16 protein-coding genes are annotated in these 17247 nt (G+C 40.9%); 2 read left to right on the top strand and 14 right to left on the bottom strand.

The features are described from left to right. Positions 1 to 5 precede the first annotated feature (5 nt). The 7 genes from H625_RS0111355 to spxA form a co-directional block, all read right to left on the bottom strand. Positions 6 to 1640 carry a cbb3-type cytochrome c oxidase subunit I gene (locus tag H625_RS0111355; protein WP_026860023.1) on the bottom strand — a complete coding sequence of 545 codons (1635 nt, stop codon included), beginning with the start codon at positions 1638 to 1640 and terminating at the stop codon, positions 6 to 8. Between the two features lie 4 nt (positions 1641 to 1644). After that, positions 1645 to 2115, bottom strand: coding sequence for a cytochrome c oxidase subunit II (locus H625_RS0111350; RefSeq protein WP_026860022.1), 471 nt, complete (start codon positions 2113 to 2115; stop codon positions 1645 to 1647). An 18-nt stretch (positions 2116 to 2133) separates the two neighbouring features. Then, positions 2134 to 2283, bottom strand: a complete 150-nt coding sequence (locus H625_RS13695; RefSeq protein ID WP_156897234.1) for a hypothetical protein — start codon at positions 2281 to 2283, stop codon at positions 2134 to 2136. Positions 2284 to 2588: 305 nt separating this feature from the next. Continuing rightward, on the bottom strand, positions 2589 to 4394 hold the full coding sequence (gene pepF, locus H625_RS0111340; RefSeq protein ID WP_026860021.1) for an oligoendopeptidase F: 1806 nt from the start codon (positions 4392 to 4394) through the stop codon (positions 2589 to 2591). Positions 4395 to 4449: 55 nt separating this feature from the next. Further along, positions 4450 to 5424, bottom strand: a complete 975-nt coding sequence (locus H625_RS0111335) for a competence protein CoiA (protein ID WP_026860020.1) — start codon at positions 5422 to 5424, stop codon at positions 4450 to 4452. Between the two features lie 65 nt (positions 5425 to 5489). After that, positions 5490 to 6161, bottom strand: coding sequence for an adaptor protein MecA (mecA, locus tag H625_RS0111330; protein ID WP_026860019.1), 672 nt, complete (start codon positions 6159 to 6161; stop codon positions 5490 to 5492). 172 nt (positions 6162 to 6333) lie between these two features. Continuing rightward, positions 6334 to 6732 (bottom strand): transcriptional regulator SpxA, encoded by a 399-nt coding sequence (gene spxA / locus H625_RS0111325; protein WP_026860018.1) that lies wholly within the window; start codon positions 6730 to 6732, stop codon positions 6334 to 6336. 380 nt (positions 6733 to 7112) lie between these two features. On the opposite strand from spxA, the gene trpS reads away from it, so the two are divergent. Then, the gene (trpS, locus tag H625_RS0111320; protein WP_026860017.1) at positions 7113 to 8114 is read left to right on the top strand and encodes a tryptophan--tRNA ligase; all 1002 of its coding nucleotides are present in this window, start codon (positions 7113 to 7115) and stop codon (positions 8112 to 8114) included. Between the two features lie 141 nt (positions 8115 to 8255). Here the strand turns inward: trpS and fabF are convergent, their stop codons facing one another. The 7 genes from fabF to H625_RS0111285 form a co-directional block, all read right to left on the bottom strand. Beyond that, positions 8256 to 9497, bottom strand: a complete 1242-nt coding sequence (fabF, locus tag H625_RS0111315) for a beta-ketoacyl-ACP synthase II (RefSeq protein ID WP_026860016.1) — start codon at positions 9495 to 9497, stop codon at positions 8256 to 8258. Beyond that, the gene (locus tag H625_RS0111310; protein ID WP_026860015.1) at positions 9497 to 10453 is read right to left on the bottom strand and encodes a beta-ketoacyl-ACP synthase III; all 957 of its coding nucleotides are present in this window, start codon (positions 10451 to 10453) and stop codon (positions 9497 to 9499) included. Before H625_RS0111310 ends, fabF begins: the two co-directional genes overlap by 1 nt. Positions 10454 to 10602: 149 nt before the next feature. After that, the gene (locus H625_RS0111305; protein ID WP_026860014.1) at positions 10603 to 12456 is read right to left on the bottom strand and encodes an oligopeptide ABC transporter substrate-binding protein; all 1854 of its coding nucleotides are present in this window, start codon (positions 12454 to 12456) and stop codon (positions 10603 to 10605) included. A gap of 172 nt (positions 12457 to 12628) precedes the next feature. Beyond that, positions 12629 to 13504, bottom strand: a complete 876-nt coding sequence (locus H625_RS0111300; RefSeq protein WP_035785927.1) for an ABC transporter permease — start codon at positions 13502 to 13504, stop codon at positions 12629 to 12631. 226 nt (positions 13505 to 13730) lie between these two features. Beyond that, positions 13731 to 14693, bottom strand: a complete 963-nt coding sequence (locus tag H625_RS0111295) for an ABC transporter permease (RefSeq protein ID WP_026860012.1) — start codon at positions 14691 to 14693, stop codon at positions 13731 to 13733. Positions 14694 to 14701: 8 nt separating this feature from the next. After that, the gene (locus tag H625_RS0111290) at positions 14702 to 15634 is read right to left on the bottom strand and encodes an ATP-binding cassette domain-containing protein (protein ID WP_026860011.1); all 933 of its coding nucleotides are present in this window, start codon (positions 15632 to 15634) and stop codon (positions 14702 to 14704) included. Then, complete coding sequence (locus tag H625_RS0111285) at positions 15631 to 16680, bottom strand: ABC transporter ATP-binding protein (protein WP_026860010.1); 1050 nt, start codon at positions 16678 to 16680, stop codon at positions 15631 to 15633. Before H625_RS0111285 ends, H625_RS0111290 begins: the two co-directional genes overlap by 4 nt. A 306-nt stretch (positions 16681 to 16986) precedes the next feature. Between H625_RS0111285 and H625_RS0111280 the strand changes: the two genes are divergently transcribed. Then, positions 16987 to 17184, top strand: a complete 198-nt coding sequence (locus tag H625_RS0111280) for a YjzD family protein (RefSeq protein WP_026860009.1) — start codon at positions 16987 to 16989, stop codon at positions 17182 to 17184. The last annotated feature ends 63 nt before the right edge of the window (positions 17185 to 17247 follow it).

The following is a 17247-nucleotide window of genomic DNA, read 5'->3' as shown; positions in this document are numbered from 1 at the left end:
CCGTATTACCATGTTCTGATTGGCGGTGAACCCGGCGGTGCATTTTCGATAATATCAATAATCGGCACGACATATCCCATAGATATAATAACGATTGCAAGCACGACCCACAGTCCCCAGTTTTCCGTCCATTTTGGTGTATGGTGCAGACCTTCATCAGAAGCTGCCATAAATTCCGTATAACCTTTTGGTGCAAAGAACATTAAGTTAAACACTATATAAACCATCAGTACAACGCCGATAAAGAGCAGCGTTCCGCCTGCACCGACAAACAGCAGGTACGGATCCCAGCCGAGGGCTGTTGCACTATCACCGTATGTTGTATACTCCGTTCTGCGCGGTGACCCCATCAGTCCAACTGCTGACATTGAGATTGTCATGAACAACATTCCTACTGTCCAGAACATCGTCTGCCATATACCTAGATTATGAATTTTCGAAGTCATAATACGTCCCGACAGATGCGGGATAAGCCAGTACATCAATCCGAAGAATGTCAGGACTACGGCCACTCCAACAGTGACGTGGAAATGACCGACAACCCACATCGTGTTGTGAACAACTTGATTCAGCTGATTATTGGTCTGCGCAATTCCCCCTGCTCCCCCGAAGATAAATGAAATCATCGCAAGCATTATCGTAATGAAGCGAACGTCTTTCCACGGCAGTTTAAAGAACCAGCCGAAAAGACCTTTGCCGCCTTTATTACGTCCTGCACGCTCAAGCGTTGCAAACAGTGCAAATGCTGTCATCAGTGAAGGGAACCCGATAGCGAGACTCATAAATAAGTGCATAAACTTAAGGCCTTCAGTGAATCCCGGGTCCACAATCTGGTGGTGGAATCCTCCGGGCACGTTCAGAATTACAATAAGAATCACAACGAGTCTTGCGAGGCTATCGCTGAATATTTTACCGCCGATTACTTTTGGCAGCACGATGTACCAGGCAGATACAGCAACCAGATACCAGACGTTAACGAGTGTATGTCCAAAGCTCCAGAACAACGTTCTTGTAAGCAGGACGTTTATCGTCTCAGTCCAGCCGAAAGCCCATGGAATCAACATTAATACTTCCCACGTCACGCCAAGTGAACCAAATGTCACGAGCACGTATACCCCGACTGCAAAGAATGCGAACAGCGGAAGATGTTTGCCTTTGTTCCGCTTCTTCCATGTGAATGCGCTGATAAATACACCTGCTGCGGACAGCCAGATACTCAGTACTACGAAAACGAGGCCGATGTAGAACCACGGGCTGGCAGCCATCGGTGCGTAAAATGTATACAGTACCGTTGCTTCGCCTGCAAGTACCATTACTGTAACTAGCAGTGCACCTGCAACAAAACTCGAAAAACTGAGCCAGCCGAGCACTCTCACGGTTTTAGATAATCCGCCGAGCACATAATCTACAGCTGAATACAGATAGCCGTTCATAAATAATGTAGTAAAACCTAAAATTAAAAAGATACCATGTGCAGTCAGCAGTTCGTAATAATTCAGCCCGCCGACAATTTCAAGCACTCCCGCTCTGTTCAATCCTTGAATTAATCCGAACAATCCGCCAAGCAAAAGCAGGATGAACGCGGCCGCAAAGTTAGTTAGTGCCAGAGAACTTACCTGTACTTTTCTTAAGCTTTCCATGCCATCACTCCTCCACCGTTATTGTGGCGGACATCATGTTATGTCCGGTACCGCAATATTCATTACAAATCATAATGAATTCTTCTGAATCATGAAATGTCTGTGTAATTTTTTGTATGTGACCGGGCATGACCATCGTATTTAAATTTGTGTGCGGCACGTTAACACCATGAACCACATCTTTCGATGTCATAATAAATGTAACTTCTGCACCTTTTGGCACTGTAATTTCATTCGGTACAAACTGGAAGGCTTCCAGCGTCATAACCACTTCATACTCATTGTCTCCGACTTCATATACTCCCGGATTATCAAAAGGTGCTGTCGTTTCCACCTGTGCAGGATCTATCGTTTCTTTATGACTCGGCGGTCCCATACCGAGAGCAAATGCCTGATAACCTGTAATACCCATAGCAATAATAATTACTGCTACCGATAAAATTAGCCAGATTTCTTCAAATTTGTGCATTTTCATTTCCTGATCCCCCTCTTTTTAAAAACGCATAATAAATAATATGAGCAATACGAGTGTCCATAACACTATGGCTCCTCCGACGAATACAATCGTTGCAAACAGTGTGCCCTTCAGCGATTCTTTGTCATCGGTGATGAGCTCATTTTTTTGTTCGTTTTCCTTACTCATAGACGTCCCTCCCTGATTATTTCCTTACTTCAATTATATATAAATAAAAAAAACCATCTGTGACATATGTCACAGATGGTTTTATAATTTATAATATTCAGTTAAAAATGCGCATAAAAAAAGTAGCACATCTTCTATAATGTGCTACTCAAACAAAGGGGATGGGAGAAATTTTTCACTGTTAACAAAGGGGTATGTTTCAGTGATAAAATTTTCATGAGTTAAATATAGCATGGTAATAAGCCTCAAGCAACACTTTGAACAGTTTTTCACATTATTGTCATAATGTAAACGAATTCACATACTTATTTTTCTAAATCAGTGAGTAATTCTTCAAATTTTGTCAATTGTGCTTCAAAAACTTCCAGTGCATTTTCAATCGGTTCGCTCGTTGTCATGTCGACTCCGGCATTTTTTAATATTTCAATCGGGTAATTTGATGAGCCTTTTTTCAGGAACTCATTAATATAACGCTGTGCTGTCTGTTCTCCTTCTTCCAGTACTTGTTTTGACAGACTCGCTGCAGCAGCATAACCTGTAGCATATTGATAAACGTAATAATTCATATAGAAATGTGGAATTCTTGCCCACTCTACTTCAATCGCTTCGTCGTAATTAACCGCTTCACCGAAGTACTTCTTATTAAGTTTCCCGTATACTTCGCTCAGCTTCCCGGCAGTCAGCGGTTCGCCAGATTCTTTCATTACATGAATTGCATGTTCAAATTCCGCAAACATCGTCTGGCGGAAAACAGTGCCTCTGAATCCTTCAAGCTGTTCATTCAGTAAATAGAGCTGCTGTTTTTTATCGTCAAGTTTCTTAAACATATAATCTGCAAGGAGTGCCTCATTAAAAGTACTCGCAACTTCTGCGACAAATATAGAATAACCGCTCGTATTTGCAGGCTGGTTCTGACGTGAGTAATAACTGTGCACAGAATGTCCAAACTCGTGTGCCAGTGTGAACAGATTATTTACATTGTCCTGCCAGTTCATCAGGATAAAAGGATTGGTGCCGTATGTCCCCGATGAATACGCACCTGTACGTTTCCCTTTGTTCTCATAGACGTCTACCCAGCGACTCTCAAGTCCTTCTTTAACGATGTTCACATACTCCTCACCAAGCGGCTGAAGTGCATTAACGAGCCATTCTTTTGCGTTATCGTATGTCATATCGAAATCTGTGTCCTCGACTAACGGCACGTACATATCGTACATTTTCAGTTCGTCAACATTCAAGAACTTCTTGCGCAGTTCAGTATAGCGGTGCAGCAGGTGCATATTGTCGTTAACTGTATTAACTAAGTTGTCATACACCGATTCAGGAATATGGTTATTTGATAATGCCTGGTGACGGCTTGAATCATAGCCTCTGACATCCGCACTGAATGCATGTGTACTCACGACCCCTGCAAGCGTCTGACTGAGTGTGTTTTTAAATTTATTGTATTCACCATATAAATTATTATAAGCAGATTCACGCAGAGTTCTGTCTGATGATTTCAGCATTTCTACGTAGTTGCCCTGAGTCAATTCATGCTCTTTGCCGTCCTTGTCCACTGCAGGCTTAAAGTCGACATCCGCGTTGTTGAACATACCGTAAACCTGCGTCGGCGTGTGCATTACTTCTCCAGCCTGTGCAATAATATGTTCTTCTTTATCGCTTAAAATGTGCGGACGCTGTTTGTTCAGTTTTTCCAGGTCAAATTTAAATTCGCTGAGACGTTCGTGGTCAGCGTATTCTTTTAATGTCTCTTCCGGAATTGCCATAATTGCCGGTACGAGGAAGCTCCACGCTGTTGAATATTTAACAGCAAGTGATCTTGCACGGCTTTCAAGTGCGCTGTAAGTATCATTTGAAGTATCCTGATCGTGTTTTAAGTGAGCGTAAACAAAAAGCTGCCCAAGTTCTGTATCAAGTGATCTTTCCAGTTCAAGCGCATCCGCGAGTTTTTCTGCAGAATCAAAACCGTCTTTGAATTGGTTATTATCGGCAATCTTATTTTCAAGCGCTTTGTACGCCGCATCGAAATCTTCATCAGATTTAAAAATTGTCGTTAAGTCCCATGTATTTTCCAGCTGTTGTTCTTCTCTAGTAATTAATTTCCCCATAAATAAAAACCTCCGTTTATTAGTAACACAATTTTCTCAATAATTTATTCTTAATTCAAGCAATATCTTTCGAAAACCGAAAAACTTTTAAATAAAAAGTTAATAATGACTGAACAAGCGTTTTTTTATTAGGAATATCTGAGATAGCTCTTAATTTTATAAAGTGAAAAAACTTTTCACGATCAAAAATACCCATCGATAAATGGTAATAAATATATAATTTCCATTCGATTGGAGAGTTTATAATATATCTTTCTTCAAAACTGGTAATATAAAGAAATGCAGGCAGCGTATCCGGTGTCAGACCCAGCTGATACATATAGGTTAAAGTCGGATTAAGTACTGATTTCTGAGCCTTTTCCCGCTGGATTATCTTCTTCACAGTCCCTCTCGTAAGTGTATAGGTTTCGTCCCACACATCACTTTTGACATATGTGAGTATTTCATGCAGCTCGATATTTTCTTTTTTAAACGTAAAGCGGTTGAGACCAGCTGTATGACCGATATGCCATGCGGTAACGATCAGTGTGTCCGGATTTACCGTATAGACAATATCATTCGTCATTGTCGACAGCTGAAAATGATTTAAATAGACGTGAAGACCTTCCGTTTTGATTTCCTTTTCATCAAGCAGCCACATCACACGCATACCGAGCTTATAATACCCCGCTGTACGCGACAGAATTAATTCCGGACTGATTCTCGATAACTGAATTTCAAGAGCAAGACGCTGCTCTATAAGCAGGTCCGGTATCTGCTCGATACTTTCAAGGTAATATTCCATTGCTGTGACGTAGAATCGGTTCAGCTCCAAATATAAATCATGTTTCAATTTTAAATGCAGCAATGACTCTCTTTTGTATAAATACCTGCTGCACTGCAAAATATGATGGTGTGAAAAGTGCGGAACCTTCACGCTTCCAGCTTTCAGGACGACCGGTGTGTCGCAGACAGGACAATAATACCTTCCGTTTTTCACTGCATTATGTGCTAAAATCTGTGTACCCTGTTCATCATTTGCAATATACATAAAAAAACCTCCTTTACCTATATATAGGGAAAAAGGAGGTTTTATTTTTTTTTCGTACAAGTTAATTAATTTTCCTGAAAATATCTTCTTACCTGTGCACGAACGTTATTACTCATTATAATTTTTCCATATTCATCCAGTAAGGCACTGGCAATCGAAGTCGGCTCACTGTATTCCAGCAGCTTTGATTCAATACCTTCCATACTGTCAAAATGCGTTCTGTAGTCAAAGAAGACCTGATAATAATATTTACCATCAAGTACATAAAGTAAATCTTCATACAATGTTTCATCTACTTCAACTTCATGAGTATATTTTATTAGATTTTCAAAGTCATTAAAGTAAACCATCAGCGGCTCATTAATGACTGGAACATCAAAATTATTAGTGTTGTCAGTTTTACGTTCATCGATGGTTTTATCGATAAATGACTCGATTTCCCGGTTTTCAATATTCATGGCATAAGGCTCCATGCCATACGGATCATGTTCATTCTGGGACTTAGACACAACGACTTCTATACCTTTGTCGAACGCGTGCACTTGAATCCATAATGGACCATCCATAGCAAAATCATCAGTTTGCTCGTTGTTTACTTCGTCCATAATCGTCCAGAAAAATTCTTCGCCGCGCTGACGGTTCATCCATAAATCTTCTTTATTAAAGCCTCGGCTTTCTATATCGCTGTATGTTAAAAAGAATTTAATGGTCGAGTCGTTCACTCTTTCAATTCTCATCCTGCTCACTCCCTTACCATCATTTCTGCTTATTATACTAAGGATTACAATATAATACCAAATTTTAGATTTGTCTTATTATTATATGTTAAAACGCCCGCAGATAGCAAATCATCTGCAGGCGTACTGAACTTCATACATATATCAAATTAATCATCGTACTTATATTAAATTATAGTTCTGCTAGGCGTTTAGCTTCGATTAGATGCAATGTTCTAATACTGCGTGGCAAAAAGCGTCTGATCTCATCTTCGTTGTAGCCCACTTGTAAACGTTTTTCATCCATAATAATTGGACGTCTCAATAATCCAGGGTTCTCCATAATTAAAGTATACAGCTCATTCATAGGAAGGCTTTCAATATCAACATTTAATTTTTGGAAAGTTTTAGAGCGAGTCGAGATAATTTCTTCAGTCCCGTACTCTGTCATTCTTAAAATAGATTTAACTTCGTCTAAAGTTAACGGTTCAGAAAATACATTGCGTTCCGTATAAGGAATATCGTTTTCCTGCAACCATGCTTTTGCCTTACGACATGACGTACAACTTGGAGAAGTAAATAGTACTACCATGTAACTCACACTCCAATTTTTTATTTCTAACAAGAGTCTATACCCGTTTAAAGCAACCTTTAAACATCTCACCAGTATGTAACTCTGCCTCTTGTTGACAATTCTTATTATAGGCAACAAACATTAAAATAAAATGAGAATATTGTAATAATCTTAAAAATTATTAATTAATCTGACATTAAATATTACTGTCTTCAACTTAGTTACCTTATACTTATAATAACATCAAAATTGGTCAAAGTATATAGTACTAACGTATGAATACTGTATAATCACCATTTAATTTGACATATATTTATGTTAAATTCTCCACGTGATTGCACAACTGCTAAAAGAGTATTAATATTAAGATACTAACTAAAACTATGTAGGTGACATTAATGAAAACATTATTCTCAGGCGTACAGCCAAGCGGTATTCCGACTATCGGAAACTACATTGGTGCCTATAAACAATTCGTCGAATTGCAGGAGGAATACGATTCGTATTTCTGTATCGTTGATCAGCATGCAATAACTGTTCAGCAGGACCGTTTAAAACTCCGTGAAAACTCACGCGCACTTGCGGCAATTTATCTTGCTAGTGGACTTAATCCGGACAAGATCTCATTATTTATACAAAGTGAAGTCTCAGCACATGCTAAAGCTGCATGGATGCTGCAGTGTACTTCTTATATCGGCGAACTGGAACGCATGACACAGTTTAAAGATAAAGCACGGAAGCAAAACCAGCGAGATGGAATCTCTGTCGGACTGCTGACGTATCCTGCTTTAATGGCGGGCGATATTTTACTCTATAACTCTGACGTTGTACCCGTCGGTGATGATCAGACCCAGCATATTGAATTTACCCGCAATATTGCCGAACGCTTCAACTCTAGATACAACAACATCTTTACACTGCCTGAAATTAAACTTCCTGCAGTCGGCGGACGTATTATGAGTCTGAATGAGCCTACTAAGAAGATGAGTAAAAGTGATGACAATCAAAAGTCATTTATTACTTTACTCGATGATCCGAATCAGGCAGCGAAAAAAATCCGTTCTGCAGTGACTGACTCAGATACGGAAATTAAATTCGATAAAGAAAACAAACCGGGAATTTCAAATCTCCTTACTATTTACAGTTCATTAACTGATAAAACAATCGATGAACTGGTTCAGGAATATAAAGACTCAAGTTACGGGGACTTTAAGAAAGACCTCGGCGAAGTCGTCAAAGAATTCCTGGTCGGTTTCCAGGAAAAATATAATTACTATCTGAACAGCGATGAGCTTGATGATATTCTTGATGCTGGCCGCGACAAAGCAGCACGAAAAGCAGATAAAATGATTGAAAAAATGGAACGCGCGATGGGACTTGGCAGAAAGCAGAGAAAATAATAAGTAATCCTGACAGAACTTTGATTCTGTCAGGATTTTTTGTGGGTAAGCGGTGTCTCATTGCGGAGCAAACACCAAACATCCGCACAAACCAAAAAAAGCACGCTCCACCCGAGGCAGAACGTGCTTCAAAATATATTTTTAGTCTTCGTATTTTTTAAATACTAACGATGCATTGTGCCCGCCGAAACCTAAGCTGTTTGATACAGCATATTTAAGGTCAGCCTTTTCCACACCGTTCGGCACGTAGTTAAGATCACATTCCGGTGCCTGATTTGTTAAGTTGATTGTCGGGTGAATTTTCCCTTCACGCAGACTGTAGGCAGTAATGATTGCTTCCATACCGCCTGCACCGCCGAGCATGTGGCCCGTCATTGATTTAGTCGAGTTCACAAAAAGATTATCCGCGTGTTCTTTAAAGACCGTACGGATTGCCATTGTCTCAAATTCATCATTGTACGGCGTGCTCGTACCATGTGCGTTAATGTACTGCACTTCTTCAGGTTCAATCCCTGCATCTTTCAATGCTTCTTTCATTGCGCGTGCGCCGCCTTCACCGTTTGGTGCCGGTGCTGTAATGTGGTGTGCGTCACCTGTTGAGCCGTAACCGACAATTTCAGCGTAAATCTGTGCACCGCGTGCTTTCGCGTGTTCAAGTTCTTCTATTACAACGATACCTGCGCCTTCAGCAATAACGAATCCGTCTCTGTCTGCAGAGAATGGACGCGATGCGTATTCAGGGTCGTTTGAATTTGATAATGCTCTGTTCGCCTGGAATCCTGCGACACCCATATTAGTAATTGGTGCTTCAGTACCGCCCGTTATCATCGCATCCGCCTGACCGCGTTCGATAATTTTAAATGCATCACCGATAGAATTCGTACCGGTTGCACATGCTGTTACCGTTGCGCCGTTTGGTCCCTTCGCACCTTCACGAATGGATACCTGGCCGCTCGCCATATCCGGAATCATCATCGGAACGAAGAACGGACTGACTCGTCTTGGGCCTTTAGTCGTCAGCGCGATAAAGCCTTCTTCCAGCGACTGAATTCCGCCGATACCGGAACCGATCCACACGCCAATTCTGTCGGCGTTGCTGTCGTTTATTTCAAGCCCTGAATCTTTTACCGCTTCTTCTGCCGCAATAACAGCAAACTGCGTGAACTTGTCCATTTTACGTGCTTCTTTTCTCTCGATAAAATCTTCAACATTTAAGTTTTTTACTTCTCCGCCGATATGAACATTAAACTGTGCCGTATCGATGTTTGTAATTTCTGCTATACCATTTTTACCCGCTAATGCATTCTGCCACGTTTCCTTTGCTGTATTACCAATCGGTGTCAATGCCCCTGCACCGGTAATTACAACTCTCCTTTTAGACATTAAGAGTCCTCCTTCTTAGTACCCCATGTTAAACAAACTGCGCCCCATGTTAAACCGCCGCCAAACCCGACTAAGACAATATTGTCTCCCGGTTTGATACGGTTTCTTTTTACTTCATAATCCATGCTGAGAGGAATCGATGCTGCCGAGGTATTTCCGTATTTATCTACAGTTACACTCATTTTATCATAAGGCAGACCCATACGTTCTCTTGCCGCATTCATTATTCTAATATTTGCCTGGTGTGGAATCAACATATCGATATCTTCTTTAGCAATACCTGCTTTTTCTGATACAGTAACGCTGGATTCACCCATCTGTCTCACTGCAAATTTAAAGACTTCACGTCCATTCATACGAATATATCCTTTTTCTTTATCTCCGTATAAATATTTTCCGCCCGCACCCTTGCTGCCGAGTTCGAATGATTTGATGCCAAATCCTTCTTCAACTTCGCCAACAACAACTGCACCGGCACCATCACCGAATAACACAGCCGTAGAACGGTCTTCAAAGTCAGTGATGTCCGTTAATTTATCAGCACCGACAACCAGAATATTTTTATAATTGCCGGATTTCACGAACATTTCCGCTGTCGATAACCCATATATAAAACCTGTACAGGCAGCCAGCTGATCCATAGAAGGAATATTGTTCAAGCCAAGTTTCTCCTGAATCATATTCGCAACTGACGGAAACTTCTGGTCTCCTGTAGAAGTAGCTACAATAACAAAGTCAATATCTTCTTTTGCAACGCCTGAATCTTTTATCGCTGCATCAGCAGCATAAAAAGCCATTTCGCTCGTTTCCATATCTACAGCGAAACGTCGTTCTTCTATACCTGTCATTTCTCTAATCCATTCATCAGAAGTATCAAGAATTTTTTCAAAATCAAAATTCGTAAATACTTTTTCTGGTGTATATGAACCAATGCCGAGAATCCCTACATTTTTCATGCTTCTCACACCTTATAGTCTCATTATATTACTAGGTACTAATTTATCATAATTTACAGGATTGTTCAATTAAAAGCAAACCTAAAATTTTAAATAAACAGAAAAGAAACCGGAGACTTTTATCTCCGGTTTCTTCCTATTAGTACTTATTATTCTGCGTCTTCAACACCAACGCGGTACCATAACAGATCTTCGTTCCACTCGTAATCTTCAGAGTAATTGATTACTTTTTCGTTTACTGGTGTCACAAATGCACGGTAAAGAGTTGGAATTACAGGAATATCTTCAACCATAAGTTCTGACCACTGGTTGTAAATATCTTTTCTGTAATCAGTATCAAGTGCTTCTTGTGAGTTACCCGCTGTTAATAATTCAGTACTTTCTTCTGTTTCATAACGCGTGTAGTTAAATGGAGCATCCGGACCGTAAAGACCTGAAGGGTCTACGTCAGATCCTACACCCCATGCACCCTGGTAGATATCAATTTCAGGATCGTCATTTTCAACCATATCGTAGAATGAGTTAAACTCGATAAGACGACCGTTAGTTAATTCAACATTTAAGCCGATATCTCTCCAAGACTGAATGTAATAGTTTGCTAATGGTTCAGCAATGTCTCCGCCTGACATAGATGCGAAGTTAATGCTTAATGGTTCGCCTTCAGTGTCTTCTCTCATGCCGTCGCCGTCTACATCTTCGTAACCAGCTGCGTCAAGAATGCTGTTTGCTTCTTCCGGGTCGTATGCAGGAACTTCTACCTCTTCATGCCAGTTAGCATGGTAAGGCGTAATTAATGAAGTTGCTTTCCAGCGAAGACCGTTGTAGAAACGTTCACCGATTGCATCGTTGTCAATTGCATGCCACATTGCGCGGCGTAATTCTACGTCACCCATCTTCATTTCTTCAGGGTTGTAATTTACTTTGCCTGCCTCAGCATCCCAAGAGCCGAGTTTAAATCCGATATAAGTGTATGCTCCGTCGATATTAGCTAACCATTCCACACCTTCCATATCCGCAACATCCGGATACTGGTCAGTCGGGAAACTCTTAGCGATATCAATGTCGCCTGATTCAACTGCACTTGCAATTGAAGATGGTGCGATTACACGTACTGTAACTTCTGAAAGTCCAGGTTCGCCGCGCCAGTAGTCTTCGAATTTAGACATTGAGATTGATTCACCTGGAACGATTGAATCAACTTTGTATGGCCCGATACCGATTGGGTTTTCGCGTGTTTCAGGTGCTGCAGCCATTTCTGAAACTTCCATTCCCTCATAATGATGAGTCGGGAATGCGTATGACCAGAACCCGCCTGCTGTTAATGATGGAGCAAGTTCTGTATAAGTAAATACAGCTGTCTGTTCATCGACGATTTCGATACCTGAAATAGAATCAGCATCGCCGCTTCTATATTCTTCGTAACCTTCGATTAATGTAAAGCCGTCTGTAGAACCACGTACACCGTCGTAATCAGGGTGTCCGATGATTTCATATGAAGAAACGTAATCCTGGATAGTTAATGGCTGACCATCATGCCACATAACACCATCTTGTACAGTGAACGTTACAGTGTTATCATCTTGGTTCATTTCATACTGTACAGCACCTTCGTTCGTGTACTGGAAATCCGCATCCATTGAGAGTACAGCTTCATCGAAGTGTGCCATCATATCCGCATCTGGAGCCCCTTGGTAGAATGCCCAGTTAAGTGTGCCTTCAAATGGAGTATCTGATGAATAACCAATATTTAAAGTTCCTTCACCTGATGGATCTCCTGTTTTAGATACTGTTTTTTCGAAGTCTTCATAGTTGTAAACTTCCCCAGTAGCAGAATCCCCTTCTTCACCAGATTCCTCTGATGACTCTTCATCTCCAGATTCTTCTGTTGAAGCATCATCTGTAGATGTATCTTCTTCTGAAGAATCTCCCCCGCATGCTGCCAGCGCTAAAACAAGTGCCAGCGTCATAAGGAAGCAAAATCTCGACCAAGAAATTTTAGTCATTTTATTTCCTCCTTTGTTTTTCACTGCTTGATATATATACAAAGTTCAGAGTTCCGAACTTTAGTATCAAAATTCAAATTCTTCCATAATATGTTTGTAAAGTTTTCTTAATATTCATATTAGCATAGTTATGCATTTTTACAATAAATTTTTAGAAGATTGTGTTATTTAATTATGCATTGCGCTGACGGGCATCTCCGGCACGTCTGAACGCTTCTCCGATGTTTCTTACACACAGCATTAAGATTAAAATAAGTATTGCAGCAGGGGCCCAAATCCACCATCTGTTCTGCAGTGTCTGTGTCTGAATCGCATACGCCATCAGTGTACCTAGTGACGGTGTACTTTCAGGGAAACCAAAACCGATAAATGACAGTCCCGATTCAATCCCGATATTCGCTGCTAATGACAATGTGGCGTTAACAATAATCAGACCAACCATATTTGGCATCAACTGCTTGAAAATTATTTTAATGTTCGAGCTTCCAAGCGTTCTTGATGCATTGATATAGTCGAGCTCTTTTTCCTGCATTGCCACTGAACGTATCAGTCTGGCAGTACCTGTCCACAGGAAGGCTGCCATAATTAATGAGAACGTCCAGATATCATATGAAGGAACGATTGTTACAAATACAACTACGATCATCAGGAAAGGCAGTACCATGAAGAAGTCAACGACACGCATCATGGCGTTATCAATATGTCCTCCAAAGTAACCTGAGACAACACCGTAAACGATACCAAAACCGACACTTAAAGCCGTTACAATGAAACCGATAGCAAGCGAGTTTCTCGTTCCGATAATAAGCTGTCCGAAGATATCCCGGCCGCCGTAATCCGTGCCGAGTCTGAAGTCATCATTTGGCGGCTGGTTAATTGCGAATAAATCTACTTTGACGATTGCCGCCTGATTCAGAAACATCGTTAAACCGAATACATAAGATGTAATAATCACTAATATAATAAGAGAAAACAATGCGAGTTTATCGCTGATTAATTCCTCAAATATAATTTTCCAGCCGGGCTTCGAGCGCGGGAGGTTTTTCATGTCGAGTGCACCATGCCCCACTGCACCGTGCGGCAAATCTGCTTTAACGCTCATATCGAGCTCTTTACTTTCACTGCTGTCTTTATCACGCAGTGAAAATGCATCCCCCTTTTCAGGCGGGGTGTGTTCTCTGTTTTCCGACTCTTCATTGAACTTGTACGTGTCTTTTTGATTATCTTTTAATCTGTTTTTGTCTTCTCTTTCGTTAGCCAATATACACCCCTCCTTACTTAATGCGGATACGCGGATCCACTATACTTAAAATAATATCTGACAATAGTGTACCGATGATTGCGAGCATTCCGTACATTAGAATAAGTACGTTTGCTACTGAGAAATCCCGGATTGATATTGATTCAAGGAATAAACGTCCCATACCCGGATAGCCGTATATTGTTTCGATAAACAGCGAGCCGCCTAATAATGCAGTAATTTCGTAACCGAAGAATGCAGCAATCGGTAAAATTGAGTTTCTGAAAATGTGTCTCGTATAAACTTTGCCTTCTGTTACCCCTTTAGCACGCGCTAAAGTGATGAAGTCTTTCTGTTTTGTTTCAATAATACCGCTCCGTAAGTATTGAACTGTACCGACCAGCCCGATTAAAGCTATTGCGAAACTCGGCAGTATAAGGTGCTGTATCTTACTGACTACATATTCAAATGTGCCAGGCGTAACTCCTGCCCCAACTGAACCCCCTGTCGGGAACCAGCCCAGTGTGTAGCCAAATACTAACAATAAAACTAAACCGAAAATAAATGTTGGTGTTGCAAACCCTAAGTATGTGTAACCAGTAATCAGACTGTCGAGCGGTGAGTCGTTCCATCTTCCTGAAACAAGGCCTAATGGAATACCGATTAAGTATATTAATACCGCTGAGAATAATGACAGCCATATTGTGTTCAGCATTCTGTCGCCTATAACATCAAGCACCGGCTGCTGTTTAAAGAATGAGGTGCCGAAGTCACCCTGGAGCATTGCAAACATCCAGTCTCTGTACTGGATGTACCACGGATTGTTTAATCCCATCTGCTCACGCAGGCGTTCTATCTGTTCAATTGGTACTGTCGGGTCAATCAGACCGCTTAAAGCATCTCCCGGCATTAAAGAACCCAGGAAGAATACTAGAATACTTAATAAAATAATTTGCGGAAACGATATAATCAACCGTCTAATAGTAAATTTTAACATTCAGCCTTTCACCCCTTTACAGGCAGTGCTGCTTTATGTGTCGCCGAAATGTCTATCAGCGGCAATGCTCTGCCATCTTCATCTAAATATTCGTGGAAATGCTGATCGTATTCTTCCTTCACCGACTGGCGAATATGCAGATTTTCATCAATTTTATCTACATTCGTATCTGGAATCGCAGCGATTAAACGTTTCGTATACAGGTGCTGAGGATTATTGAAAATATCCTCAGCTGTGCCTTCTTCAACGAGACGTCCCTGATACATAATACCGATATGCTGGCACATATGACGAACAACCCCTAAGTCATGCGCAATAAACAGCATCGTCAAATCCAGTTCTTCCTGAATGTCCTGCATAAAGTTAAGTACCTGTGCCTGTACCGACACATCGAGTGCTGAAACCGGCTCATCTGCAATAATCAGTTTCGGATTCAGTGCAATGGCACGCGCCACACCGATTCTCTGTCTCTGTCCGCCTGAAAATTCATGCGGATACTTGTACAGTGAACCTGGAGGCAGGCCGACTTTCTGCAGCAGACCGAGTACTTCTGCAATCAGTTCATCTTTTGTACGTTTATGATAATTTCTAATTGGCTCGCTCACGATATCAAATACACGCTTACGTACATTTAATGAGGAGTACGGGTCTTGGAAAATCATTTGAATTTCTTTACTGTTTTCAACAGATTTCCCGCTGCCGCTTATCGCTTTGCCGTCAAAAAGGATTTCTCCTTCCGTGATGTGGTTCAAACCGATAACTGCCTTGCCTGTCGTGGTCTTCCCTGAACCAGATTCTCCAACGAGACCGTACGAAGTTCCCTGAGGTATCGTCAGTGACACACCATCAACTGCTTTGACATGGTCTTTAACAGTGTTGAAAAATCCCCCTTTTATCGGGTAATACACTTTTAAATTGTTTATTTCGAGAAGGTTAGTCATTCTTTCACCTCTTCTGCCGCATCTATTTCCATCTGCTGCTGCTCTACCTGAAGTCTGATATCTGTATCAGTTTTTAAATAGAAGTCTTTATAGCAAGTACATCGGACTAAATGTCCCGGACTAATTTCCCGAAGCTCCGGGTTATGTTCATGTGCTTCATCCGGAATCCACGGAATGCGCGGTGCAAATCGGCATGAATCTCTGTCCATCTTATTCAAAGCCGGTACAACTCCTTCAATAACGTGAAGTTTGCTGCCCGTCTGGCCTTCGTTCGGCAGTGAGTTTAACAGCGAACGCGTATAAGGATGCTTCGGATCTTTAAATAATTCTCTCACCGGCGCTATTTCCACAATCTGCCCGGCATACATTACAGCTACCCGGTCCGCCATCTCCGCTACCACACCAAGATCATGTGTAATGAGCAACACCCCTGAATTTAAGTCTTCCTGCAATTCTCTGATTAAATCAAGAATTTGTGCCTGGATTGTTACATCCAGTGCTGTCGTCGGCTCATCTGCAATCAAAAGACGCGGTCTGTTCGCAATCGCAATTGCGATAACAACACGCTGCCTCATACCACCTGAAAGTTCATGAGGGAACGCTTCTCCGACACGTTCCGGATTTGGTATTCCTACTTTCGACAGCAATTCAATTGCATAGCTTTCTCTTTCACTTTTAGCTTTTGTCTTATGTATTTTCAAAGTCTCCATGATCTGAAGCTTTATTTTCATTAACGGGTTCAGCGCTGTCATAGGATCTTGGAAAATCATAGCCATTTCGCCGCCGCGTATATTGTTCATCTTTTTTTCATTGAACTGAAGAAGATTTTTCCCTTCAAAATCCACCTGGCCTTCAATGCGTGCGTTTCTGTGAAGCTTCATTAATGAAAATGCCGTCGCACTTTTTCCTGATCCTGATTCTCCTACAAGTGCCACCACTTCATTCGGCTTAATATCCAGTGATACGCCGTCAACGGCAGGATAATAAGTACCGTCGATTTTAAAGGATGTCGTTAAATTTTTAATGCTGAGTAGTTCTTCTCCCACTTAAATCACCTTAACTTTCCCTTTGTCAAAACTTTTCTCTTTTTCAAATTATGGAAATTCTTATGTTTGTTTTTCTATTGTATAGAGACGCTGTCAAAAAGGCAATATGAATTGTCCAAAAATTATAAACTTTCTGTATGCAATTTATTAATATGCATTGATGCATAATCACTTGCATCCTTATTTTATTAGACGCCTTTAAATTTTGCAAGCGTTTTCAAGAATTATTTTTTTAACACTATACTTTATATTTTTTTTCATGTAAAATGAAGGTATAAAATACGTTAAATCGGAGGCTTCTCACTAATGAGATATCTCGTTACATTTTTATGGGCATTCATGCTCACACAGATGGTTAACTTCATACTTAACAGTCTTGCTGGCGGCGGTCCTTTAAACTTCTGGATCGGTGTAGTCTTAGCTGTAATCATTACACTATCAATCTTCATTCTTGATGGATTGACTAAAATGTCAGCAGATCCGCATGCAGGCGACGAACACTAAACTGGATTTCATATGAAATCCGGTTTTTTATTTGAATTTTTTAACTTTACTGTAAAATGGGTA

This window comes from Jeotgalicoccus psychrophilus DSM 19085 (assembly GCF_000425845.1).
Classification (GTDB): Bacteria; Bacillota; Bacilli; order Staphylococcales; family Salinicoccaceae; genus Jeotgalicoccus; species Jeotgalicoccus psychrophilus.
Note: the sequence above shows the minus strand (reverse complement) of the source record. Positions and strands in the feature narration are given on the sequence as shown.